Origin of the sequence: Haloarchaeobius caseinilyticus (assembly GCF_051207395.1) — an archaeon.
Taxonomy (GTDB): domain Archaea; phylum Halobacteriota; class Halobacteria; order Halobacteriales; family Natrialbaceae; genus Haloarchaeobius.
On record NZ_JBPJZC010000001.1, the window covers coordinates 1728817 to 1752650 of the forward strand.

At 64.2% G+C, this 23834-nt stretch carries 29 protein-coding genes; 19 read left to right on the top strand and 10 right to left on the bottom strand.

The features are described from left to right. Positions 1-38: 38 nt before the first annotated feature. The 6 genes from ACSC1P_RS09040 (at position 39) to ACSC1P_RS09065 (ending at position 5227) form a co-directional block, all read left to right on the top strand. The gene (locus ACSC1P_RS09040) at positions 39-2009 is read left to right on the top strand and encodes a MutS-related protein (RefSeq protein WP_435359816.1); all 1971 of its coding nucleotides are present in this window, start codon (positions 39-41) and stop codon (positions 2007-2009) included. 71 nt (positions 2010-2080) lie between these two features. Continuing rightward, on the top strand, positions 2081-2239 hold the full coding sequence (locus tag ACSC1P_RS09045) for a DUF1059 domain-containing protein (protein WP_435359817.1): 159 nt from the start codon (positions 2081-2083) through the stop codon (positions 2237-2239). Between the two features lie 88 nt (positions 2240-2327). Beyond that, entirely contained in the window at positions 2328-2492 is a 165-nt protein-coding gene (locus ACSC1P_RS09050; RefSeq protein WP_435359818.1) for a DUF1059 domain-containing protein, read from the top strand. A 146-nt stretch (positions 2493-2638) separates the two neighbouring features. Continuing rightward, positions 2639-3769: an ORC1-type DNA replication protein gene (locus ACSC1P_RS09055; RefSeq protein WP_435359819.1), complete on the top strand. Its 1131-nt coding sequence runs from the start codon at positions 2639-2641 to the stop codon at positions 3767-3769. A gap of 80 nt (positions 3770-3849) precedes the next feature. After that, complete coding sequence (locus ACSC1P_RS09060; protein WP_435359820.1) at positions 3850-4593, top strand: CPBP family intramembrane glutamic endopeptidase; 744 nt, start codon at positions 3850-3852, stop codon at positions 4591-4593. A gap of 412 nt (positions 4594-5005) precedes the next feature. Beyond that, complete coding sequence (locus tag ACSC1P_RS09065) at positions 5006-5227, top strand: hypothetical protein (RefSeq protein WP_435359821.1); 222 nt, start codon at positions 5006-5008, stop codon at positions 5225-5227. 35 nt (positions 5228-5262) lie between these two features. Here ACSC1P_RS09065 and ACSC1P_RS09070 read toward each other — a convergent pair whose 3' ends face one another. Continuing rightward, entirely contained in the window at positions 5263-6420 is a 1158-nt protein-coding gene (locus ACSC1P_RS09070) for a prepilin peptidase (RefSeq protein ID WP_435359822.1), read from the bottom strand. A gap of 114 nt (positions 6421-6534) precedes the next feature. Between ACSC1P_RS09070 and ACSC1P_RS09075 the strand changes: the two genes are divergently transcribed. Further along, positions 6535-6966, top strand: a complete 432-nt coding sequence (locus tag ACSC1P_RS09075; RefSeq protein ID WP_435359823.1) for a hypothetical protein — start codon at positions 6535-6537, stop codon at positions 6964-6966. Between the two features lie 69 nt (positions 6967-7035). Here ACSC1P_RS09075 and fer read toward each other — a convergent pair whose 3' ends face one another. Next, positions 7036-7425, bottom strand: a complete 390-nt coding sequence (fer, locus tag ACSC1P_RS09080; RefSeq protein WP_435359824.1) for a ferredoxin Fer — start codon at positions 7423-7425, stop codon at positions 7036-7038. Between the two features lie 118 nt (positions 7426-7543). Continuing rightward, positions 7544-8719, bottom strand: coding sequence for an inorganic phosphate transporter (locus ACSC1P_RS09085; RefSeq protein WP_435359825.1), 1176 nt, complete (start codon positions 8717-8719; stop codon positions 7544-7546). A 79-nt stretch (positions 8720-8798) separates the two neighbouring features. On the opposite strand from ACSC1P_RS09085, the gene hisA reads away from it, so the two are divergent. Next, the gene (hisA, locus tag ACSC1P_RS09090) at positions 8799-9521 is read left to right on the top strand and encodes a 1-(5-phosphoribosyl)-5-[(5-phosphoribosylamino)methylideneamino]imidazole-4-carboxamide isomerase (protein WP_435359826.1); all 723 of its coding nucleotides are present in this window, start codon (positions 8799-8801) and stop codon (positions 9519-9521) included. Between the two features lie 235 nt (positions 9522-9756). On the opposite strand, the gene ACSC1P_RS09095 is transcribed toward hisA, so the two are convergent. After that, a complete protein-coding gene (locus ACSC1P_RS09095) occupies positions 9757-10002 on the bottom strand; it encodes a DUF8028 family protein (protein ID WP_435359827.1) in 246 nt (81 codons plus the stop codon). 249 nt (positions 10003-10251) lie between these two features. Here ACSC1P_RS09095 and hisB point away from each other — a divergent pair, with 249 nt between their 5' ends. The 5 genes from hisB (at position 10252) to ACSC1P_RS09120 (ending at position 15019) form a co-directional block, all read left to right on the top strand. Next, on the top strand, positions 10252-10839 hold the full coding sequence (gene hisB, locus ACSC1P_RS09100) for an imidazoleglycerol-phosphate dehydratase HisB (protein ID WP_435359828.1): 588 nt from the start codon (positions 10252-10254) through the stop codon (positions 10837-10839). 116 nt (positions 10840-10955) lie between these two features. Beyond that, positions 10956-11459 carry a TrpY family transcription regulator gene (gene trpY, locus ACSC1P_RS09105; protein ID WP_435359829.1) on the top strand — a complete coding sequence of 168 codons (504 nt, stop codon included), beginning with the start codon at positions 10956-10958 and terminating at the stop codon, positions 11457-11459. Positions 11460-11544: 85 nt separating this feature from the next. Beyond that, a complete protein-coding gene (locus ACSC1P_RS09110; protein ID WP_435359830.1) occupies positions 11545-12060 on the top strand; it encodes a hypothetical protein in 516 nt (171 codons plus the stop codon). Next, entirely contained in the window at positions 12057-12683 is a 627-nt protein-coding gene (locus tag ACSC1P_RS09115) for an IMPACT family protein (protein ID WP_435359831.1), read from the top strand. Before ACSC1P_RS09110 ends, ACSC1P_RS09115 begins: the two co-directional genes overlap by 4 nt. A gap of 311 nt (positions 12684-12994) precedes the next feature. Continuing rightward, the gene (locus ACSC1P_RS09120) at positions 12995-15019 is read left to right on the top strand and encodes a S9 family peptidase (protein WP_435359832.1); all 2025 of its coding nucleotides are present in this window, start codon (positions 12995-12997) and stop codon (positions 15017-15019) included. A gap of 489 nt (positions 15020-15508) precedes the next feature. Here the strand turns inward: ACSC1P_RS09120 and ACSC1P_RS09125 are convergent, their stop codons facing one another. From ACSC1P_RS09125 to ACSC1P_RS09135, 3 genes are all read right to left on the bottom strand, one after another. Beyond that, complete coding sequence (locus ACSC1P_RS09125) at positions 15509-15715, bottom strand: DUF7569 family protein (RefSeq protein ID WP_435359833.1); 207 nt, start codon at positions 15713-15715, stop codon at positions 15509-15511. A gap of 299 nt (positions 15716-16014) precedes the next feature. After that, positions 16015-16692 carry a uracil phosphoribosyltransferase gene (upp, locus tag ACSC1P_RS09130; RefSeq protein WP_435359834.1) on the bottom strand — a complete coding sequence of 226 codons (678 nt, stop codon included), beginning with the start codon at positions 16690-16692 and terminating at the stop codon, positions 16015-16017. 116 nt (positions 16693-16808) lie between these two features. Further along, on the bottom strand, positions 16809-17015 hold the full coding sequence (locus ACSC1P_RS09135) for a DUF8107 family protein (RefSeq protein ID WP_435359835.1): 207 nt from the start codon (positions 17013-17015) through the stop codon (positions 16809-16811). A gap of 100 nt (positions 17016-17115) precedes the next feature. Between ACSC1P_RS09135 and ACSC1P_RS09140 the strand changes: the two genes are divergently transcribed. The 3 genes from ACSC1P_RS09140 to ACSC1P_RS09150 all read left to right on the top strand — a co-directional run bounded on the left by ACSC1P_RS09140 (position 17116) and on the right by ACSC1P_RS09150 (position 20329). Continuing rightward, positions 17116-17412 carry a DUF7990 family protein gene (locus ACSC1P_RS09140; RefSeq protein WP_435359836.1) on the top strand — a complete coding sequence of 99 codons (297 nt, stop codon included), beginning with the start codon at positions 17116-17118 and terminating at the stop codon, positions 17410-17412. Further along, positions 17412-18380 carry an ArsA family ATPase gene (locus ACSC1P_RS09145; protein WP_435359837.1) on the top strand — a complete coding sequence of 323 codons (969 nt, stop codon included), beginning with the start codon at positions 17412-17414 and terminating at the stop codon, positions 18378-18380. Before ACSC1P_RS09140 ends, ACSC1P_RS09145 begins: the two co-directional genes overlap by 1 nt. Before the next feature lie 125 nt (positions 18381-18505). Further along, positions 18506-20329 carry a carbon starvation CstA family protein gene (locus tag ACSC1P_RS09150; RefSeq protein ID WP_435359838.1) on the top strand — a complete coding sequence of 608 codons (1824 nt, stop codon included), beginning with the start codon at positions 18506-18508 and terminating at the stop codon, positions 20327-20329. A 38-nt stretch (positions 20330-20367) separates the two neighbouring features. Here the strand turns inward: ACSC1P_RS09150 and ACSC1P_RS09155 are convergent, their stop codons facing one another. Together ACSC1P_RS09155 and ACSC1P_RS09160 are read right to left on the bottom strand one after the other, a co-directional pair. Continuing rightward, positions 20368-20961, bottom strand: coding sequence for a DUF8052 family protein (locus tag ACSC1P_RS09155; protein WP_435359839.1), 594 nt, complete (start codon positions 20959-20961; stop codon positions 20368-20370). Further along, positions 20954-21331 (bottom strand): cupin domain-containing protein, encoded by a 378-nt coding sequence (locus ACSC1P_RS09160; protein WP_435359840.1) that lies wholly within the window; start codon positions 21329-21331, stop codon positions 20954-20956. Before ACSC1P_RS09160 ends, ACSC1P_RS09155 begins: the two co-directional genes overlap by 8 nt. 96 nt (positions 21332-21427) lie before the next feature. Between ACSC1P_RS09160 and ACSC1P_RS09165 the strand changes: the two genes are divergently transcribed. Then, positions 21428-21637: a DUF8007 family protein gene (locus ACSC1P_RS09165; protein WP_435359841.1), complete on the top strand. Its 210-nt coding sequence runs from the start codon at positions 21428-21430 to the stop codon at positions 21635-21637. 107 nt (positions 21638-21744) lie between these two features. After that, on the top strand, positions 21745-22443 hold the full coding sequence (locus ACSC1P_RS09170; protein ID WP_435359842.1) for a DUF5828 family protein: 699 nt from the start codon (positions 21745-21747) through the stop codon (positions 22441-22443). A gap of 30 nt (positions 22444-22473) precedes the next feature. Here the strand turns inward: ACSC1P_RS09170 and ACSC1P_RS09175 are convergent, their stop codons facing one another. Further along, entirely contained in the window at positions 22474-23292 is an 819-nt protein-coding gene (locus tag ACSC1P_RS09175) for a hypothetical protein (RefSeq protein WP_435359843.1), read from the bottom strand. A 107-nt stretch (positions 23293-23399) separates the two neighbouring features. On the opposite strand from ACSC1P_RS09175, the gene ACSC1P_RS09180 reads away from it, so the two are divergent. Beyond that, entirely contained in the window at positions 23400-23831 is a 432-nt protein-coding gene (locus ACSC1P_RS09180; protein WP_435359844.1) for a universal stress protein, read from the top strand. The last annotated feature ends 3 nt before the right edge of the window (positions 23832-23834 follow it).

Below are 23834 nucleotides of genomic sequence, written 5' to 3' on the forward strand. Positions count from 1 at the left end.
CAGCAGTTTTACCATCTGGGGCGCGATAGTGGAGGCCGATGGAACTCTCGGCGATTCCCGGGGTGGGTGAGAAGACGGCGGCGGCGCTGTCCGAACTCGACGACCCCGAAGCCGCACTGACAGCAGGCGACGTAGCGACGCTGGCGCGGGCACCGGGCGTGACCGAGGGCCGGGCGGCGCGCATCGCCCGGGCGGCGATTCGAGCAGAGCACGACGACCCCGGCGGCTTCCTCGCCACCGACCGCGCGCGAGAGGTGTACCGCGAGATGCTCGCGCTGCTCAAAGCGCGCACGGTGACCGACTACGCGGCAAAGCGTGTGGAGACCTTTTACCCGAGCACCGCCGAGTCCCGTATCGAGGAAGTGCAGACGTTCGCGGAGCGGGCGATGGGGCGCAGCGTGGACGATTCGGTTCTCGACGCACTCGCGGGTGTCGCCCCACTCGACGACCCGCGCGACGTGTCGGTCCGAGACCGGTGTCTGGCGACGACCGACGCGGAGACGTACTCGGCAGCGCGCGAGGCGGTTCCCGAACTGCCCGTCGAAATCGTCGAAGACGCCCGCGGACTGGCCGAGTTGGCGCGAGGGTACGCGACCGTCATCGCGCTCGACGAACGGTTCTCGGGCATCGAAGTCGAGGGTGACGTGCGGGTCGAACCGCGCGCACTGGAAGACCCTGAGTCGGTCGTGCCAGAGCGCGTTCTCGCCTTCTTCGCCGCGAATCGCGACCGACTTCGGGCCGCAGTCACGGTCCACGAGGCAGCCGACCTCGGCACCGACGCGGATTTGGCTGGGTTGTCGGCGGCGCTCTCCCGACTGGACGACGACGGCGGCATCGCAGGCGACGACGAGGTCGACCGTCTGGAGACCGCGATTTCGGACCTCGACGCCGCCGTCGGGATGGCCGAGAACATCGCCGACGACCACCTCAGGCAAGCGATTCAGGAGAAGGACGTGACTATCGAAGGCGGCGACTTGCTCTCGCTGGTCGAACGCGGTGCAGGCGTCGACTCGCTGCTCTCGCGCGAACTCGCCGACGAGTACGCCGCAGCGGTCGCAGCCGCCCGGGACGACTTCGTGGACAGTCTCCACCTCGATGCGGGTGAAGCCGAGGTCGCCCGCCGTGTCTTCGGTGACGAGCCGACCTACCCAGTCGAGCGCGACGAACAAGTCGTCAGTCGCCTCCGCGAAGACCTCACTGCCGCGAAGAGTCAGCGCGAGGCCCGACTGAAACGCGAAGTCGCCAGCGACCTGGCCGACCAGCGACCGGCCGCCGAAGCACTGGTCAGAGACGCACTGGAACTCGACGTAGAACTCGCACTGGCCCGGTTCGCCAGCGACCTCGACTGTGTGATGCCGACGTTCGAGGGCGACGGGTTCGCCATCGAGGGCGGCCGCTCGCCGCTGTTGGACGTGTCCATCGACGAAGTCGACCCGGTCGACTACGACGTGTCGGGGGTCGCGCTGTTGTCCGGGGTGAACTCCGGCGGGAAGACCTCGACACTCGACCTCGTCGCCGCCGTCGTCGTGCTGGCGCACATGGGGCTGCCAGTTCCCGCGAAGTCAGTCCGACTCCAGCGGTTCGCCGACTTACACTACCACGCCAAGACGCAGGGAACGCTCGACGCGGGCGCGTTCGAATCGACGGTGCGCGAGTTCGCCGGACTGGCAGACGGTGGACAGGACTCGCTCGTCCTCGTCGACGAACTCGAATCTATCACGGAACCGGGTGCGTCAGCGAAGATAATCGCCGGTATCCTCGAAGCGCTCGACGAGAACGGGGCATCGGCGGTGTTCGTCTCACACCTCGCCGACGAGATTCGAGAGATGGCCGAGTTCGACGTGACTGTCGACGGTATCGAGGCGAAAGGGCTGGAGGACGGCGAACTCGTCGTCGACCGTTCTCCGGTCAAAGACCACCTCGCTCGGTCGACACCGGAACTCATCGTCGAAAAGCTCGCCGGCGAGGGTGAGACGGACTTCTACGACCGACTCTTACAGAAGTTCTGACCCGTTCTCGCTGTACTAATCACGCGTTACTTACCTCGCTCAGTTGTCTACTACACGTACTTGAGAGAACCATGCTTTACGAGTTCAAATGCCGTCGGTACGACTGCGCCTTCATGATTCGGACGACAGACGACGAAGAGATACTCGACCACGTTACCAAGCACGAAGCGACGATTCACGGACGGGCCGTCGACCGTAGCGCAGTCGAAGACGCACTCGACACCGTCTGAGCGACGACAGGAGCGTGCTGACAGGACCACACGATAGCCGGTGCTAGCGGCACAATCGGCAAATCCTCACGCCACGTCTGTTGCTAACATGGTACAAGAGTTCGCCTGTAGCATGGAAGAGTGTCACTTCGTCGTTCACTCCGACAGTGAGGACGAAATCGTCTCGATGGTCCGCAAGCACGCGCAAGACGTTCACGGGATGAGTATGAACGCTGGCGAAATCAAGAAAGGCATGAAGAAGATGCAGGCCTGAGCCGTATCGGGACACGAACCGTCACGCCCGCGGGGGCACGAGCCGCGACGTGACACCTGCCGTGACACTGTTTTTTCGCCGTTCGAAACGTCAGACGACTACGAACTGGCGAAGACCTAAGTAGCATGCGAAGCGTGGTGAAAGTGATGCCAGGTGAGCCTGGGGACGAGGGGATGCTATCGTGGGACGAGTCGGTGTTCCGCAACGAGCGCGTCTTCGAGATAGACTACGTCCCCGAGACGTTCGACCATCGTGAGACCCAGCTGCAGAACCTGCAGTACGTCCTCCGGCCGGCCACTCGTGGCTCTCGTCCACTCAACGCCATCGTTCGCGGCCCGCCCGGAACCGGCAAGACGACCGCCGTTCGACGACTGTTCGATAGCCTGACCGCCGAAGCGAGCGACGTGAAGACCGTCCGGGTCAACTGCCAGATGAACGCGACACGGTACTCCGTGTTCTCGCGTCTGTTCTACGAGATGTTCACCTACGAACCCCCGGCGTCGGGCATCTCGTTCAAGAAACTGTTCAGTCAGGTCACCGAGAAACTGGTCGAAGAGGACGAAGTCCTCGTCGTCGCCCTCGACGACGTGAACTATCTGTTCTACGAGAACGAAGCCTCGGACACGCTCTATTCGCTGTTGCGCGCTCACGAGGAACACGCCGGGGCACGCATCGGCGTCGTCGTCATCTCGTCGGACCCGAACCTGAACGTGATGGACGAACTCGACTCGCGCGTGCAGTCGGTGTTCCGACCCGAAGAGATCTACTTCCCGCCCTACGACCGCACGGAAATCGCCAGCATCCTCCGGAACCGCATCGACCCCGGCTTTCAGGAGGGCGTCGTCGCCACGGAAGTGCTGGACCTTGTCGCCGAGCGAACCGCCGAGACGGGCGACCTGCGGGTCGGTATCGACCTGCTCCGGCGCGCCGGCCTCAAAGCCGAGATGCGCGCGTCGAAGACGGTCGAACGACAGGACGTCGAAGCCGCCTACGAGAAGTCGAAGTACGTCCACCTCTCTCGCTCGCTGGAGAACCTCTCCGAGTCGGAGCGCACCCTCGTCGAAGTCATCGCCGAACTGGAGGGTGAGCAGGCCGGTACCGTCTACGAGACCTTCCACGACCGCTCGAACCTCGGCTACACCCGGTACTCGGAAATCGTGAACAAACTCGACGACCTCGGAATCATCACCACCGAGTACGCCGACGTGGACGGCCGTGGCCGCTCGCGCGAGTTGACGCTCGCGTGGGACGCCGACGCCGTCCTCGACCGACTCTAATCAGATTCCCCAGAATCCCCAGAATTCCAGCCCGCTGAGGGCTGCGTCGGCTTTTGAACGATAGTCCCTTACCTACAGGTATGGACACCGTTCGGACGCGCCGACAGGTTGGTGCGACGCTCGCCGGAACCACGGTCGCCGTCGCAGGCGTACTCGCGTCGGCGCTCGCGACCATTCCGGTCACGCTGTTGCTCACGCGAGATGCCGCCGAGTTCACGTTGCCGATGTACGCCGTCCTCTTTCTCGCCGGCTACGTCGGACTGACGCTCGTCGGCGTCCTCTTCCTCGGACTGACCGGCCGAGGCTGGCGCTTCGTCGACCTGAAACCGCTCGACAGCGCCGCACTGAAAGCTGTCGCCGGCTACACCGTCCTCGCCATCGCCGTCGTGGTCGCCGCGGCCTCGCTCGCGCTCGCGCTCGGCGTCGAGACGAGCCAGAACGCGAACCTCCGCCCCGGCGTCGACGGGAACCTGAACTACCTGCTCTTGCTCATCCCCATCGCGCTCCTCGTGAACGGTCCTGCCGAGGAGTTCCTCTTCAGGAACGTCGTCCAGAAGTCGCTCTACCGGTCCTTTTCGCGCCGGGCCGCCATCGTCGTCACCAGCGCCATCTTCGCGCTGGTCCACCTGCCCGCGTTCTGGGCCGGTGGCGTCGACCTCGTCGCGACAGCCACCTCGCTCTCCATCGTGTTCCTCTGTTCGCTGGTCTTCGGGACTGCCTACGCCCGCACCGAGAACCTGACCGTCGTCGCACTGGTCCACGGGCTGTTCAACGCGGTCCAAATCGGGGCGCTGTATCTGGCGCTGACCTTCGGCGTGCTCTGAGCCAGGACCAGTTCTGCGACTGTTCCTACACGACCGGCATGGCGCGCGCTGGTGAGCGTGCCTGGGCCCTGCGCAGGCCGCGAGGTGTAGTCGCGCGAGGGATGAGCGGAACGAACGGGACGAGGCGACGAAGTCGCCTCGTTGCGAGCGGGGAGTGAAACGACCCGTGAGCAGAGTGAGTGACGTGAATCGGATGGGGAGGTTGTGGGCGCGGTGCGGGGAAGGTGCGGTCGTGTTCCATCGGCGTTCGCGGACTGCCCGTCGAAACCAGCAGCGGCGACGAGTCCGATTCACCAAAATCCCGCCCCAGCAGTTCACCCACGGCGTAAACACACATCGGACACAGACGACAACTCACGATTCGAGCACAGGGACACACATAAGCCCCCACCCACACACCGACAAGACGAGAATGGGCTCCATCGCAGACCAGTTCGGCCAGGCACCGGTGCTCGTCACACTTTCGCTTTCGAGTCTCGCCGCGAGCGTCCTCATGTTCGTCGGGACCATCGCGCTGCTCACGCAGGGATTGACGGACGTGACAGAGCCGTTCTGGCTGGCGATTCTGGTCACTGGCGTCGCCATCACGGTTATCTGGAACGTCCTCTACCCGGTGTACGAGTTGCTGGCCTGAGAAACGAGCCGCCTCGCCTTCTTCGACAGTCGTGTTCAGAACACGCCGAGTGCGCTCAGTCCGCTGACGACCACGTCGCCGTAGACGAAGCCGACGACGAGCGCGAGGAACAGCGGGACGAGGAACGGGATGCCCGGCGTGACCCATAGCTCGTCGTCGGTGACGAGCTTTTCGAGCCCGAGACGGAGTCGTTCCGGCGAAGTCCCGTAGGCGTCCCCCTCGATGTCGTTCATGAAGGCGTCTGCACCCCACTCGTCGACGGCTGGTTCAGCAGCTTCTGGGGATTCATCCTCGGCTTCGGTGCTGTCGGCCGATTCGTCGACAGCATCGAACTCGTCGGCTGCCGCCGCATCCTCGCCGCCGTCGGTCGCTACGTCTCGCGTCTCGTCCGCCCAGTCGGGAGCGCGGTGGACCGCGCCGTCGGTCGGGTCGTTCGGGTCGTCCGGGAGCGACTCGGGGTCGCGGAATCGCTCGGGGTCGGCACGCACCTCCGAGAGGGTCAGCCCGCGCCAGCGCAGGTACATCCGCACCGCGTCGAGGTCGAGGCCGCTGGCCCGCGGATACAGCAGGTTCTCGATACGCTTTCTGAGCGACGAATCCCGGTCCAGCAGCATCTTTCCGTGCGTCGTCGGCACCGCACTCCACGGAATCGCGATGGCGACGAACATGCGTTTGCCGAGCTGGCCCTTCAGCGCGTTTCTGACGGCCAGCAGTCCGGGATAGGCGATGCCGCAGATGACCGCGTTCGTGAGGACGGTGAACGAGAACACGCCGACGCCCTGCTCGGTCGCCAGCGGAAACTGCGTCCCGGCGAGTTCGAACACCGGCCACGACGGGAACAACACTGCGAGCGTCATCAGCGCGCGAGCGTCGGCCCCGCCGAACGCGCCGAGGAAGTGAAACAGGTACGCCAGCGAGACGACGAAACCGACGCTGATGGTCGTCGTGATGACGAACAGTCGCCAGTCGCTTCCGCCCGCGGCGACCGCCTGCTGGTAGTCCAGCGCCAGCAAGACGACGCCGAGTGCCGTCAGTGGCACCCACGTCAGCTTGTCGACGCGGCGCGTCTTGATGTCCGTGTACGCGAGGTAGCCGAAGACGGCCACCGTCAGCAGGCGGAGTATGTCGGGTATCGTCGCTTCGAGCGGACCGAGGGCGACCGCCGAGGCGAGGATGGGGCCAGCGTCTACCACTGGCCAAACGGGGTTTGGCGAGCGAGGTAACAGTTACGGTCACTTCAGCGAGTGAGTCGTGAACCCGACACCGTTAGTCCCAATTCTCTAACAATAGCAGTGCGAACGTCACGTATGGTGTCTCACGCTAGTCGAGGGTGGGCAGTCGCCGCTGGTATCGTCTACGGAGCGACAGCGGTCGGATTAGTGCTAGCCCTCGGCATCCCATCCGACGATTCGTTCTTCGGTCCCCTCGTCGTCGGCGCGGTGCTGTCAGCGCTCGTAATCGGTGGCGTCTCGTGGTACTTCCTCGTCGAACGGGCCGACGAAAACCCGGTCGTCTACGCCGGTATCAGCGGGCTACTCACCGGTGGATTCTCACACGCCGGAATGTGGGCGGTCGAAGCCGGTTGGCGCACGGTCACCACGGGAGATTTGTTCCACCTCCTTGGCTGGCCGTTCGTCATCCCCCTGAGTCTCTTTACAGTCGGAGTCATTACGATTCCTCTCGCCGGTCTCGTCGGCACGCTCTTCGGTGTGAGCCGGATGCTGGTTACTAGGGACTGAGACGTAACGGACGGGTTGTGGCCAGCGACGCCTCTCAGGAACTCGAAAACGGATGAAGGTAGGGTCCGTTTAGATGACGCGGTTCTGGAGGTAGTCCAGATGCTTCGCGTTGTAGACGATCTTGACCTCGTCGGCGGTCGGAGAGCCGATGCAGGTCAGGCGAACGTTCTTGTCGTCGACCTCTTCGTCGGAGAGGATCTGCTGCATGTCCATCTCGATGTCGCCTTCCTTGACGATGGCTGCGCAGTTCGCGCAGGCGCCAGCGCGGCACGAGAAGGGCCAGTCGTAGCCCTGTGCCTCGGCGGCTTCGAGGATGTACTCGCCCTGGTTGACTTCCAGGGAACCGTAGTCCTCCTCGCCGAGACCCGCGTCTGCGGCGTTCTCGAAGAGGTCGTCGTCGTCCATGTCCCAGCCCTGGTCGTCCAGCACTTCGTAGTTGAGGTATTCTACCGTGGGCATCACCCGAGGCTTCGCGCCCCGAACCCTAAGAACTTGCTGTTTGAGTACTCAGGAACAATGAAGAACGATGAGGAACCACCCGAGAGCGCGGTGACGAACCGCGGACACCTCGGCCGACTCAGGTGTACAGCGGGAACGTCGAGAACAGCAGGTACGACGCGACCGCCGAGATGGACGGTGTGAGTATCCACAGGCCGATGACGCGCGCGGTCGTGCCGGGGTCGAACAGGTCGCTGGCGGCGAGTTTGTCGGGCTCTTCCTCGCCGATTGGCGCGACTTCCTCGCCGGGTTTGTCGGCGGTAAGCGCACCACCAACGCTCTTTCGCTTCGGTCCCTCGACCGTCCCCTCACCGCCGCCATCGGCCTGTGCGGCCGTGATTTCGCCGCTACCCTTGACAGCCTGCTCGGCTGCCTGCGTGATGGTCGTGGTCCGGGTCGCCCGTCCCCAGCCGAGGCCGACGATAGACATCGTCGCGGAGACGGCGAGCGACGCCGGGATACCGATGGCCGAGAGGAAGGTGATGAGGCTCGCACTCACGAGTTCGACGATGAGCGCGGCGAGCAACGGCAGGTCGGTGAGGTCGTTGCCGACCGTGTCGAGGGTTCGCCGAGCGATAGTGAACGCCCCGAGGCCGATTGCGCCACCTGCGAGGAAGATACCGGTGCCGAGTTCGATTTCACCCGCTCCGTACAGCGGCGCGATGGCGTTGGCGACGTTCGACGCGCCCGCGGAGAAGGCCATGTAACAGCCGATGACGACGACGAGTAACTGACTCACCCGTTGTTTCCGAGAGCCGTCCTCCCCTTCGATGTCGAATCGGACCGAGAGATAGGGGTAGAAGTACCGGCCGATGACGGCACAGATCCAGAACGCGGCGACCGGGGCGACGATCCACCACGAGACGATTTCACCCATCTTCTCCATGTTGAGCGAGTTGCTGGCAGCACCGAGTCCGGCGATGGCCCCGACCGCGGTCATCGACGTGGAGGCAGGCACACCGAACAGGTTGGAGATGAGCAGCGCGAACCCGACGAAGAAGAGGACGGCGACGCTCGCCGCGAGCGTGAACATCTCTGTGGGGACGATTTGGCCACCCATCGTCTTGATGACCTCGCGCCCGGCCGTCCACCCACCGAGGAGCGCGAACGACGTCATCAGACCCGCAGCGAGTAGTTTCGAGATAGTGCCACTGCCGACGGCCGGGCCGAACGCCACGCCGGTCGAGGAGCCACCGATGTTGAATCCGACGAACACGGCGACCGCGAGACCGACAAGTAAGAGGGCTTCGACCATGCTGTACGGCCATAAGTGGACGGAGGGTAAAAAGGCCGTCATCGGTGTCTTTACACCTCCTGCACCCGCCCGTCCCGACATGAATCCGTTTCCCGAGTTCGAGGTGATTCCCGCGGTCGATATGCAAGACGGCGAGGTCGTCCAACTCGTCCAGGGTGAACGTGGCACCGAGAAGACGTACGGCGACCCGGTCGAGGCTGCCCAGAACTGGGTCGAGCAAGGTGCACGCACGCTCCACCTCGTCGACCTCGACGGCGCGTTCGAGGGCGAGCGGCAGAACGCCGCCGCAGTCGAAGCCATCCGCGACGCCGTCGACGTGTCGCTCCAACTCGGCGGAGGCATTCGAACAGCAGACGATGCCATCTCGCTACTCGACAGTGGGCTCGACCGGGTAATCCTCGGGACGGCCGCCGTCGAGAACCCCGCAATCGTTCGCGAGATAAGCGAGGTCCACCCGGACAGTGTCCTCGTGAGCCTCGACGCGAAAGACGGGGAAGTCGTCGTTTCGGGCTGGACCGAAGGGACGGGCCTCGATCCGGCCGAAGCGGCCGGCCGCTACGAAGACCTCGGCGCAGTCGGTATCCTGTTCACCGACGTGGACGTGGAGGGGAAACTCGACGGGGTCCACACCGACCCGGTTCGCCGGGTCGTCGACGCCGTCGACATCCCGGTCGTCGCCAGCGGCGGCGTCGCGACGCTCGACGACGTGCGCGAACTTCGTGAGGCCGGTGCCGCAGCCGTGGTCGTCGGCAGCGCCCTGTACGAAGGTCGGTTCACGCTCGAAGACGCACTGGCGGTGTAGGTGAAAATCTGAGCAGTTGGGAGTACTGACGGTCAGAACAGTCGACTGCTGTGGAGAACCGACAGTCAGCGGGCGAAGAATTTTGTGGAACCCCGACAGTCAGCGAGAACCGACTGTTAGCTAAGACGGACTGTTTCGGGCCGTATGTGGGGCGTAAGACGGCGCTTTAAGTACAGTAATCACTCGAAAGCTGAGTGGTGTGGGGAGGAGGGCGTGTGGTGGTGGTGGAACGGGACTAGTCGCGCTGGTAGCCGTGGCCAGCGACCAGCGCGAGTAGGTTCAGGGACAGCAGGACGAGGAACGCCTGCGTTTCCGCGGGCGTTTCGATACCCGACGCCAGCAGTGAGAGGTGTGCGAACGGGAGCGTGACGGCGAGCCAAAAACTCGCTGTACGCAGGGGTGCTAGTAGCGTGTCCGCGCTGAATCTCTCGGTGAGTGGGTGCTCGATCGACGGGAGTCGTTGTGGGGTTACAGGGGGCATCGGGTTCACCTCGTCGGCATCTCATCCAATGAGGGGGACCCCCATATAACGGGGCGAGCCTTCGGTCTATTTCGTGACGTTTTACGGGAGCGATTTATGCCCATTTAGAGCGTTTAGAGACGTTTAGACCTTTTAGAACCGTAGCAGAAACATTATCCTGGAACCGGTATGAAACAGTACTGATACCAATATTGTTTCGCCGTCGCCGCGAGCGCAACGGATTTGACCGCGCGTCTGGTCTGTCGCGACATGACCGAACGTGACGCCGCGGTCACGCGAGAGACAGGCGAGACAGACATCGAGGTGACACTGGGGGTCGACGGCGACGGCGAGAGCGACATCGACACCGGTGTCGGCTTCTTCGACCACATGCTCACGGCGTTCGCCAAACACGGCCTGTTCGACCTGAGCGTCCACTGTGACGGCGACCTGGAGATCGACGACCACCACACCGTCGAAGACGTGGCAATCACGCTCGGCGAGGCGTTCGAGGAGGCCCTCGGCGACAAGCGCGGCATCGTCCGCTACGCCGACCGGAAGGTCCCACTGGACGAGGCAGTCGCCGGCGTCGTTGTCGACGTCTCCGGTCGGCCGTACTTCGACTTCGACGGTGAGTTCTCACAGGAGCGAATCGGCGATTTCACCAGTCACATGGCCGAACACTTCGCTATGTCGCTGGCGATGAACGCCGGGTTGACGCTGCACTGTGAGGTTACAGGCGACAATGCGCACCACGAGGTCGAGGCGCTGTTCAAGGCACTTGCGCGCGCGATGGACGACGCCACGCGTATCGACGAGCGACGGAGCGACACGCCGAGTACGAAAGGGCAACTGTAGACAGCAGGGTCGGTGAGCGACGAGTCTGAACTGGGAGTCGAACACGCGGATTGGCGAAACCGCCACCGCAGTGTGTATCCACACGCATAAATCGGCGGCACACCTCTGTCGGGGCAATGTTCGACGAGATCATGGAGAAGTTCGAGGGGTCCCCGAGCCAGCAGGCTGTTATCCGCCTGTTGCTCGAACGGGGGTTCTCCGTGAACGACGAGGGGCGGGTCGTCTCCGGCGGCATCGAGATTCCCAACACGGGCATCGCCCGCGAAATCGGTGTCGACCGCCGGGTCGTCGACTCCACGACCGACGCCATCCTCGCCGACGAGCGGCTACGGCGCATCTTCCAGAACATCTCGCAGGTTCCCAGCCTGATGGACCTCGCACCCGTCCTCGACCTGACCGTGTTGACAGTGGAAGTGACCGACGCCGAGGCGAAAGGTATCGTCTCGACCGTCACCGGCCTCCTGGCCGAACACGACATCTCCATCCGCCAGACCATCAGCGAGGACCCAGAGTTCACCGACGACCCGAAACTCCACATCGTCACCGACGAGGAACTGCCGGGCGAACTCATCAACGAGATTCGCAACCTCGACTTCGTCCGCAAAATCGAGTTGCAGTAGGGCATTTTCCGTCGGAGAGACCCAGTTTGTGACCGGCCCGAGGGCGAACCGACGCGCTATTGGGCCGCGAACCCAGAGTACGGCTATGGACGAGAACGTCGAGACGGCCCTTCGCTTTCTCGCCGCCCAACTCGCCGTGGTGACGGCGACCATCCACCTCTACGTCGGGTTGCACGCCTGGTTCCCACACGTACTGGCGGGTGAACCGCTCATGAATCCCCTGAAGGGGTTGTTCGTTCTCTCGTCGATTGCGGTCCTCGTCGGCCTCGGACTGGCCGCGTACGGGGTTCGCCGCGATTACCTGTACCAGTTCGGCATCGGCCTGATGCTCTGTTATCTGGTCGGGTGGCTCTTGCTGGGCGGCCACCCACCGAAGGGCGAAATTTACGCCCCCGCGTGGACATCGTCGCTTCACACCCACGGGTCGCCGCTCCAGACGCTCTTCGAGCACCTCGTCTCCTCGTGGACGCTGACCGCGACGAAGATTTCCGAGGTCGTCGTGCTCGGTCTCCTCGTCGTCCTGCACCGGGAAGAGCGGCGCGCGATGGCCGCCGACACCGACGCCCAGACCGACGGCGGCTCTCCGGAGTCGGCCGCATGAGTAGCGACGATGGGGAAACCGAGGCCGACGCAGACTCGTTTCTGACCGTCGCCGACCGCGCCGAGGCCGCATTCGAGGTCCGCGGTTCCGAGTTCATCGGCCACATCGCCCCGGTCGAATCGGTCGACGCGGCAGAGTCGTTCATCGACGCAATCAGCGCCGAGTACGACGACGCGACGCACAACGTGCCTGCGTATCGGGTCCGCGCCGACCCGCTCCGCGAGTGGTCGAGCGACGACGGCGAACCGTCGAGTAGTGCGGGAAAACCCGCGCTGAACGTGCTCGAAAAGCGCGACCTGGAGAACGTCGTCGTGGTCGTCACCCGCTACTACGGCGGGACGAACCTCGGCGTCGGCGGTCTGGTGCGAGCGTATTCTCGGGCCGTGGCCGACGCGGTCGACGCGGCCGGCATCGTCGAAGAGCGACCCCACGAGCGATTCTCGATTCGGGTCGACTACGACGATTCGGGGACGGTCCGAGGAATTCTCGAATCGACCGGCGTCGACTTCGACGCCGAGTACGAGGCCGACGTAGGTTTCGACGTTCGCGTGGCCGTCGCGGAGGCGGCCGAGTTGAAGGACCGGATTCGCAGTGCGACGAGTGGCCGGGCCGAAATTAACTGAGAGGACGTCTTTAGCTGGTCCTCAGATACGTCCCGCTAGTACTGGGTTCGCTTTTCTGGTCGCCGAGTGCTGTTGCGAATAGCAGTCCGCGAATCACGACGGTAGATGACCGCAACCACAGCCTCCCCATCCGATTCCGGTACTCGCGTCACTCCGTTCCGCTGTGTTCCTCATCCCTCGCGCGGTTTCTGCTCGCGCTCTTCGAGACGCGAGCAAGCGCGCGCCACAGTGGTCGTGACGGCGCACACCGCAGTACCTGATTCCGTCCGTTCCCCCAACCACTTTTCTGACCCCACTGCGTCGTGCGCGCCATGCATACCATCGATGCCGTGGACTACCACGAACTGGCGAAGCCCTCCTCGCCGGCCGTCTCGCCGGGCGGCGAGCGCGTCGCCTTCGTGCGGACGGTCCCGGACGACGACGAGAGCTACGAGGCGACGGTGTACGTCGTCCCGGTCGGCGGCGACGAGCCGGAGCGGTTCACACTGGCCAAAGGAGTCGACGCGGAGCCGTGCTGGAGTCCTTCTGGCGACCGACTGGCGTTCACCAGCACTCGCGGCGAAGAAGACGACCGCCAACAGCTCTGGGTGATGGAGGCAGACGGCGGCGAGGCCCGGCAGGTGACGACCGTGGTCGGCGGCGTCAGCGATGTGGAGTGGTCGCCCGCGGGCGACGCGCTCGTGTTCAACCAGCAGGCATCGACCGCGGACCGGCGCGAGGGCCGCGACCGCTACGTCGACCCTGATTTCGAACCCGAGGAGCCGGACCCGCGAGTCATCGACCGGACGGTCTACCGCGCTGCCGAGCAGTACATGGACGGCCGCCGCGGGCACGTCTACCTCGCCGACCTGACCGACGATTCGGTGCGCCGGCTCACCGGCGGCGACGTGGACCACTTCGGCCCGGCGTTCGGTGACGCGGAGACGGTGTACTACGGCCGCAAGGTCGGCGCAGACCCGGACGACTCGCTCAACGTGGAACTCGTCGCACAGGACATCACGACCAGCGACGAAACCGTCCTGACGACGGACACCAGCTGGGGCACCCCACTACGAGCCACGAGCGACGGGCGAATCGCGTACTTCCACTCGCCCGAGGAACAGTCGACCCTGCGCCAGACCGAGATTCGCGTCTTCGACACGAACACCGGCGAGACACACGAACCGACCGCCGGACTGGACCGGACGATGGCCTACCACCCGGACATCCACTGGGGCACGGACGAGGAGTTCCTCTACTTCCCGACGCCCGACGAGGGCTCGGTCGTCCTCCGACGCGTTCGGTGGGACGAAGGCGAGGACGCGGACGACACGCAGGTAATCGCCGGGCAGGATATGCACGTGAGTAGCTTCGACGTGGGCCGCGACGCGGTCGCCTACTGCGCCAGCGAGTGGGACCACCCCGGCGACCTGTTCCTCTCCACGCCCGGTGGCGGGGAAGGCACACGGAGCACCACCCTGAATCGCGACTACCTGACCGACCGCGCGGTGAGCCAACCCGAAGAACTCCACTTCGAGAGCGACGGGACCGAGATACAGGGTTGGCTGCTCACCCCGCCGGACTTCGACCCCGACGAGACCTACCCCCTACTGGTCAACGTCCACGGCGGCCCGCACATCACGTGGACCCCCGCGGATTCGATGTGGCACGAGTTCCAGACCCTCGCGGCCGCGGGCTACGTCGTCTTCTTCTGCAACCCCCGTGGCTCTGCGGGCTACGGACAAGCCTTCATGCGCGCCATCGAGCGTGCGTGGGGCGAAAAGACCGGTGCCGACGTGCTGGCCGGAATCGACACGGTCTGCGAACGCGAGTTCGTCGACGACGAAAACGTCTTCCTGACCGGTGGCTCCTTCGGCGGCTACCTGACCGCGTGGCTCGCCGCCGACAGCGACCGCTTCCGGGCGACCGTCGCCCAGCGTGGCGTGTACGACCTCACCGGTTTCTACGGCTCGACCGACGCCGCCTACAAACTCGTCGAGGGTGACTTCGATGCGCTCCCGTGGGAGGAACCCGAGTTCCTCTGGGAACAGTCCCCGGTCGCCCACGCCGAGAAGATTACGGACCCGATGCTGCTCGTCCACGCAGAACACGACTACCGGGTACCCATCGGCGGCGCGGAACTCCTCTTTCGCTTTCTCCGAAAGCACGGCACGCCGACGCGCTTCGTGCGCTACCCGCGCGAGGGTCACGAACTATCGCGCTCCGGTGAACCGGCCCACGTCGTCGACCGCCTCGAACGAATCCGTCGCTGGTTCGACGGCTACTCCGACCATCACGACGTCCCGCCGGCACTGGAGCGCGACCGCGACGACGGCCTCTCGACCGGCGAGGAGTGACCGGCGAAGAGTAAGCGAGGAGCGACGGAACCCACGGCAACCCACGATACTGTCGGTGTGAGAAATACTCCCGAACTGAGGCCCGTTTCGTCCGGAACTTTCTGCGCGCCACCAGCCTGCAGTGTGGCGTTCTTCACCCGAAACCGAGGGGTTCGCTGTCCCCGGAACTGCCGCCGGTACGTTCGTTTTCCAATCGGTACGAATCCCTCGTGAGTCCTCACGAGGACCGTTTCGTTCGGAACGCTGTCAGTGTCAGACGGACCCACGTCGTGCGGTCTTGAGTCGAAACGGGGGGGTTCGGCGACGCCGACACGAGTACCCGGTACGCGGTGCCACGCTCGGCTCCCGCGCGCACCACCACTCTCCACCGCACAATAGTCCTCGATAGTGGTTCGTGGGGCAGTTTCGTCTGGTCACACTGTCCGCAGAACCCACCGCAGGCGGCGGGACCGCACCCGAAACAGGGGGGTTCGGCGGCGAGAACGAGGGTCAGTCGACGATGATGTCGTCGTCGCTGGCCGTCACTGGCTGGTCCGTCGGCTGCATCTCCGTCTGATACCGCGAAATCCAGTCCGCGAAGCACTCGGGACAGAGTCGCTGAGAGTCTATCTGCGTCCGGTCGACCGCGAGTTGTACGGTCCGGGACAGCGCGTCCGAGACCTCGTCCCCGCAGTCGTCGCACCCGTCGTCGGTCATGTCCGAGGCGTCGTGTTCATCGGATAAAGTCATTCAGGTCCTATCGGTCGTTTTCGGTGGCTGTTCAGGTTGCGATACGTGGGTGAATTTCGAGAAGGAGTTCACGAATGCCGACGGAACATGACCGCACCTCCCACGCATCCCCCGCCACAACCACCCCAACCGACTGCGCTTCTCGGCCTTCGGCCTGCGATGCTCATCCCTCGCGCGGCTACGACTCGCGGTCTTCGACACGCTCGCCAGCGCGCGCCAGGGTGAAAGCGACGGCTCGTGCCGTCAGTCAGAAAATCGGGGTCTCGTTACGTCGTGCGGAACGCGCGGTCGCCGGCGTCACCGAGACCGGGGACGATGAAGCCGTCGTCGTCGAGGTGGTCGTCGATGGAGACGGTGAGCAGGTCGGCGTCCGGCACCGCGTCACCCACGGTCAGGAGACCGTCCGGGGCGCTCACGGCGGAGAGGACGATGAGGTGTTCCGGGTCGGGAGCCTGTTCCTGCACGTGGTCGAGGACGGCACACATCGTCGAACCGGTTGCGAGCATCGGGTCGGCGACGATGACGGTGTCCTCCTCGTGAATTTCGGGCAGTTTCACGTAGTCGATGGTGATGGGGAACTGGCCGTCCTCGTTGCGGCCGGCTTCCTCGTCACGCGAGGCCGAGATGACGCCCTGGCGGGCACGCGGGAACGCCTTCAGCAGTCCCTCGACGAACGGGGTGGCGGCGCGCAGGACGTTGATGATGACCACGTCGTCGAGTCCTTTGACGCGCTCGCCCATCGTCTGGGCCATCGGCGTCTCGATTTCGACGTACTCGGTCTCCATTCGACCGTCGATGATTTCGTAGCCGCAGATGCGCCCGAGCTTGACGAGGCCCTTGCGGAACGCGACCTGTTCGGTCTCGACGCTGCGGAGCTTCGAGAGGGTGTCCTTCGCGAGCGCGTGTGTGACCAGATATGCGTCTCCCCGGTCTTCGATTGTCATACAAAAATCGCCGATACGCGCGGGCTAAAGTTATTCGGTCCAGCGCGCCGAGGAGACTCGAAATCGAGGCAGTCTCGGACAACGACCGACGGAAGTCACCAGTGTGCGAAGTCGACTCACCGCAAGACGGCGAGATAGGTCACGACCATCACGACGAACGTCAGTCCGGCGAGTCGAAGCCACGAGAACGCCACCAGGTCGATGTAGTCGAACCCGAACAACACCGCGTAGCTGAACAGTGCAGAGAGGACGAGGTTCATCACGAACAGCACCCGCGGGTCACCCGGCGGGAGTTCGTCGTCCGCGGTCGGTTCTGCCGACATACGTCGTCGGTGTCGGCGCGAGGAGTTAACGCTTCGTTCCCTGGACACGATACAGCGGTGCAGCGGTCCCTTTTTACATCTCGGTGCGCCACGTCACGGCATGACGCTTTCCGACCGCATCGAGCGGTTCAGAACCTGGCTGTCGGAGGTCCTCCACGGACTCTATCACGGGATGATAGAACATCCTGCCTTCGAGAAGATAGAGAAGGAAGCCGAGGACACGACGGACTCGTTCCTCTTCGCGTGTTTCTCCGACGCCTTCGGCATCCCCAGCCCGGTCTCGTACTACACCGCCGAGTTGCTCCCGTACCTCGCCGACGAGTTCGAGCAGTGGGAGCGCCGGATGTGGGACCGTGAGTCGCTCGTCGAACGAAAGGGCCAGCAGTTCCACTTCTGATGGAGAAGTTCGTCTTCTTCGGCGGGAAGGGTGGTGTCGGCAAGACGACCGTCTCGTCCGCCTACGGCCTGAAGTGTGCGAGAGCAGGCCTTCGAACATTGGTCGTCTCGACCGACCCGGCCCACAGTACGTCCGACGTGTTCGAGCAGTCGTTCGACGACGAACCGCGCGAGGTCGAGGGCCACGAAAACCTCTGGGCGATGGAACTCGACCCCGACGATGAGGTCCAGCGCCATCTGCAAGAGATTCGCCGGGCGATGAGTGACCAGGTGAGTGCGGGCATCGTCCGCGAAATCGACCGCCAGATAGAGTTGGCACATCAGACGCCCGGCGCGTACGAGGCGGCGCTGTTCGACCGATTCATCCAGGTGATGCGCGACAGCGACGAGTTCGACCGCGTCGTCTTCGACACGTCGCCGACGGGCGGCACGCTTCGGCTGCTCTCGCTACCAGAGTTCTTGGAGGAGTGGATAAACCGACTGGTCCAGAAACGCGCGAAGAGCATCGACCTGTTCGAGAAGGCCGCAATCGGCGAGCGAGAAGCGAGGATTCAGGCGAACGAGGACCCCATCATCGCCCGACTGCGCGAGCGGAAGGAGCAGTTCGAGTTCGCCGGTGAGACGCTCCGGAGCGACGCGGCGTTCTTCCTCGTGCTCAACCCCGACGACCTCTCTATTCGCGAGACGCGCCGGTCGGTCGACCAGTTGACCTCCTTCGGCCTCGATGTGGACGGCATCGTCGTCAACCGGGTCACGCCCGAACCCGACGACGACGAAGACGGCCGTGGGGCGGCCTACCTCCGCGAGCGCTGTGCGACCGAGCGAGCACGTATCGAACAGATAGAGACGGAGTTCTCACAACCGGTCGTCGCCCGCATCGAGACGCGGGTCGAGGAGGTGCGCGGGTCGCTCCTCGATTCGGTCGCCGACGAACTGGCCATCGGGGTCGACGACGTGCTACAGCGATAAAACTCGCTACTGGTAATTCGTTAGATTCAACGGGTTTAGACGCAATTATTCCCGGTTTCGATAACTGTGGAGCATGGAATCCTCCGAAGTATTAAGTCGATTATTACCATTGTACACACTAGACAATGGTCCAGGTAGCCTGGCTACTGCTCGGCGTGCTAGTGATGTTCTCGGTGGGGTACCTCGGCTATTCGAGATACCTCGCCCGGTTCGTCGAACTCGACGAATCGCGAGAAACACCGGCGCACAAGTACGAAGACGGACAGGAGTACGTCCCAGCCAAGAAACCGGTCTTGCTGGGACACCACTATTCGAGTATCGCAGGTGGGGCACCCATCGTCGGCCCCATCACGGCAGGTATCGTCTGGGGCTGGGTCCCCGCTGTTCTCTGGATCGCTATCGGCAACCCACTGCTCGGTAGTGTCCACGACTTCGTCTCGCTGAGTAGCAGCCTTCGCCACGAGGGGAAGTCCATCGGCTACATCATCGGCCAGTACGTCGGCGAACGCGGGAAGAACATGCTGCTGTGGTTCGCCTTCCTGACCATCATCCTCGTCGTCGCCGTCTTCGCACTCGTCACGGCCGTCGTCTTCGACGCCTACCCGAGCGCCGCGACGGCGAGTTTCCTGTACATCCTGCTCGCCCTCGTCTTCGGGGTGTACCTCTATCAGCTCGACCTGCCGTTCATCCCGGGTACCATCGCGTTCGTCGCGGCGGTGTTCGCGAGCGTCTACATCGGTATCCAGTTCCCGATTACGCTCGTCGCCGAGGGTGGGTCGCTCCCGCTCTTACCGGTCATCATCAACCCGAACGTGAGCGCGTGGATTCCGGTCATCCTCGTCTACGCGTTCATCGCGAGCGTCATGCCGGTGTGGATGCTGCTCCAGCCGCGTGACTACCTCTCGTCGTTCCTCCTGTACGCTGGCGTCGGCGGCGCACTACTCGCCGTCTTCGTCGGCACTCTGCTGGGCAACACCGCCGAACCGCTCACGACGAACATCGAACCGTTCTACGGCTTTATGGGCACCGCGGGCCTCCCACTGTTCCCACTCTTGTTCGTGACCATCGCGTGCGGGACCATCAGTGGCTTTCACTCGCTCGTCTCCTCGGGGACGACCGCGAAACAGCTCAACAAAGAGACCGACGCCCGCGTCATCGGCTACGGTGGCATGCTCGGTGAGGGCCTGCTGGCGACGCTCGCGCTCTCGACGGTCGCCATCGCCGGCGTCTCCGAAGGCAGCGGTATCGCACTCGCACTGCCGAACTTCGCCAGTGGTGGCGCGACCATCCTGACCGCGTTCGGGATTCCGACCGACTACGGCGCGCCGTTCATGGCGCTCGTGCTGGTGAGTTTCCTCCTCACGAGTACCGACACCGCGGTCCGCCTCGGGCGGTACATGTTCAGCGAAATCGTCGACTCGCCTGGAGCGGCGACGACGACCCGGTCTGGGGCCGCTGGGGGTTCGCTCTTGGCACAGGTCGGCGACGTCATCTCGAACCGGTACCTCAACGCAGCACTCCAGTGCGCCCTCGGCTACGTCCTCCTCTCCAGTGGGACGTGGGAGAGCCTCTGGCCCCTGTTCGGCGGTGCGAACCAGCTCCTCGCCGCGCTCGCCCTGCTGACCGCGACGGTCTGGCTCGCCAACTGGGACGACGACAAGCAGCTACTCAGTACGGGGGTACCGATGGCGCTCATGGTGGTCGTCACCATCATCGCGCTGCTCTACCTCGCCATCAAGCAGAACTTCTTGGACAAACTCATGGACGCCACGTGGATGGCCAACAACGGCACGTTCGCCGTCGCGTCGGTCGTCGTGCAGATACTCGTCGCGTTCGTCCTCGTCGGACTGGCGCTGGCGCTCGTGTTCATCGGCGGGAAGAACATCATGGCTGCACGCGGTGACGGTAGCACCCCTGGTAGACAGTCGGCGACGCCGGACGACGACTGACCGAGACCGCGATTTTCGTTCCTCGCTTCGCTTCGTCGTTAGCGACCGAGTTTGCGTGCGAGCCGGCCGAAAAAGCCGGGAGACTGCTCCGGCACGTCTTCCCACGTCGTGACTGCATCGACGACGTCCGCATTTTTGCTGGCGACCGCGTCCTCGGCTTCGGGAACGACGACGACCAGATTGATTTCGTAGTGGCCGTAGTAGCCGAACTTCAGGAGCGTCCGGTCTCTGAACCCCGAGACGAACGAGCGCACGTCGTCGGAAATCCCGGGCGCGACGAGGACGAACGAGAAGTCCGTCCCGTAGTGCTCTTCGTCCGGATCGATCCACTCGTCGGCGAGGTCGTGTCCGAGAGCGACCAGTCGTTCGAGGTCTACCTGCGACACCGAGTCGACGCGGCGGACGAACAGGTGTTCACGCGATTCGTGGTTCCCGTACGTCACCGACTGGTGCATGAAGTGCTTCTTGCTCTCCATCAACAGTCGGGCGTACAGGTCGAACGTCTCGTCGTGGACGGCGTACGCCTTCTCCAGGTCGTAGTTGAAGCGGAGTCGGTGAGCGACCCGGTCGAGATACTCGTCGTCCCAGTCGGGTATCTCCGGGTCGCGCTCTCGGTCGTCCGCCTCAGGCATCGTCGGGGTCGTACGGTCGCACGTCGTCGACGGCCGGCGCACCGACCGCCACGACCCGGGCAGCCTCGCTGGCGGATTCGGGGACGAACGCCCGGTGCGGGCTCTCCGGTTCCGCGACGAACACGTCGTTCGCTTCGACGGTCTTCTCTCCCTCCGGCGTCTCGACTCGGAGCGTCCCGGAGAGGACGAGCAGTGCCTCTTCCTGTTCGGCGTGGACGTGGTACGCGAGTGGAATCGGTTCGCCCGGCTCGACTTCGTAGATGTTGAGCGCGATGTTCGACAGTCCGACGGCGTCGCTCACGCTCTTCTGGACCGATGGCCGGTCCGGCGTCGGCTCCAGCGAGTCGACATCGACGACGTGGTATCCCATAGCAGGCAGGTCGTGGCCGGACGGTAAAACGCTCACGTCTCCACAGTTGCTACCCAACGAATTTAGCGCTGGCAGCCGAAGAGACGACCGAGAACGATGGGTGACGACGACCGAGAATCGTGCGGCCGCTGTGGCATGTCCACCGTCGTCGCTGCGACCGGTGACGGTCGCGAGGACCCATACGGTGACGAGCGCATCGAAGTCGACGAGGACGAACTTCGGTCGGTCTCGGGCCACGTGGTCGCGCTCGGCCGACTGAAGGACCGACTGGACGACCTGGCGACCCGTCTGACGTACGGCAAGTAGTCCTCGCACCGCCGCCGCTGGCACGGCGACGTGTTTTCTTCGCACCAGCACCCCATACACCTCGCTGGAAAGTTTATCACCCATGCTGGCTTAGCTGTCTGCAACCGATGGAAGAGAGCATCTCCGGATTCAAGATGCGCGGGTCGTGGTCGGACGTCGTGGAACACGGCGAACGGGTGACACGCGCGCTCCGGGACCTCGGCGCCAACGAGGCGAACGAGGCGTACGCGGCTGCGTTCGAGGAATGGAACGAGTGGCGGCCGAAGGCGACCGACCGCATCGACGAAGAGGTCTCCGAGAAGACCGCTGCGCAAGCGAGCGTGAAAGAAGGCGAGGGCGAGCGGGCTGGCAAACAGCCGAACGAGGACGTCCAGACCGCCGGCGAGAAGCTCTCTGAGTCGTACGAACGACTCGAAGAGGGCGACACCGACGACGCCGTCTCGAAGTGGAACGAATCTATCGAGTACGTCGCGCGCGCGGCCGACTCCGCCGGGCGGAAGGCCCTGCGCAAGGTCGAAAGTACGGTGTACCAGCGCGTGATGACACAGCTCGCGCCGTACTACTTCGACAACGAACTCGTCTCGGCGAACCTCCAGCAGACCGGCGGCGACGAGGACACGTTCATCTTCGAGGTGAACGTCAACGACGACGACCTGAAGTCGGAAGTCGCGGACCGGCTGTACGAGTACGAGGACACTGTCGACCGCTGGCACGTCGACATCGAGAAAGAGACCACCTACGCCGAGGCGGCCGAGGGGGTCGAACCGCCGCGCTCCGAGGAGCGCGCGAAACACACGACGAACTGAATTCTGCTTGCGTTTTCGACCGGGTGGCCGCTACACGCGGTCGTCGGTCGACGGTCGTCGATACTGATTCGACCACTCGGTCTGGTCGGCGTGGCGGTGCTCGGTCGATTCGACGAGGTTGCGGACGAACTGCATCGTCGCCGCCGAAAGCGCGACCGCGAGCGGAGCCGTGACGAGCATCCCGAAGAGGACACCGAAGATTCCCGCCCCGTAGACGAACATCGAGAGTGGCAGCGAGACGACGGCGACCGCGACGAAGTACTGGACGGCGAACGACCGATACGCGCCGCGCTCCAGCGCGAGGTCCTTGCTCGCGCGCAGAGCGTCGACTGCACCCCGGTCCTGCAGGACGACGAGATACGGCGCGGCGAAGAACAGGTAGCCGACGACGAGCACCGCCGGAATCACGAGTAAGAGCGTGAGTGGGCCGAGGACGCCGAAGATGACCCCTGCGAACAGAACCGCGAAGTCGAACGCTGCCAGTCCGAGCATCGGGACGAACCAGCGCGAGACCGCGGCGGAATCGTCCCGCGGCCGGTCCTGCAACGCCGCGTCGAGGCGACCGAGGAACGCGGCGGTGAGGACGGCGTCGACCGCGAGCGTGAGCGGCATCAGGAAGAACAGCGGTGAGATGGTGAACCCGGGCGGAATCGGGGCGTTGACGAACGTCGTCAGTTGCCCGAGTCCGACCGGGAACGCGAACTGTACCGACACGACCTGGTCGGTCGACAGGAGCCGACCGAGGCGGTCAGGATAGACGAGCGTTGCGAGGACGGGGAAGACGAAGAGGAGCGGGTCCTGACTGACCCGGGACCACCCCGACTCGACGTACGAAAGTAGCGAGGGCACGGCCGAAAGTACTCGACACCGTTATTAAATATTCCCGATAGGTGAACCGTCGGCTGAACGCGCCACCCACCACCGAGTTGATACAACCTGCGGCCCAATAGTGGAACATGTACGACGACATCCTGCTACCGACTGACGGAAGCGACGGCGCAGCGGTCGCATTAGAGCGGGCACTCGACCTCGCGGGAACTTACGGCGCGACGCTCCACGTCCTCAACGTCGCGGACACGAACCGAGACAGCGTCACCGTCGTCGATACGGGACTCGTCGACGCGCTCGAAGAGGAGGGTGAAGAAATCGTCGACGACGTGGTCGACCAGGCGCACGAGGCCGGCGTCTCGGTCGTCGACGAAGTGATACAGGGCGACCCGTATCAGACGATACTCGACTACGTCGACTCGCGCGGAATCGACCTCGTCGTGATGGCGACGCACGGGCGACGGGGCATCCAACGCTACCTCCTCGGGAGCGTCACCGAGAAAATCGTTCGAACGTCGCCCGTGCCGGTTCTCACGGTCAGAATGCCCGACGACGAGTGACCG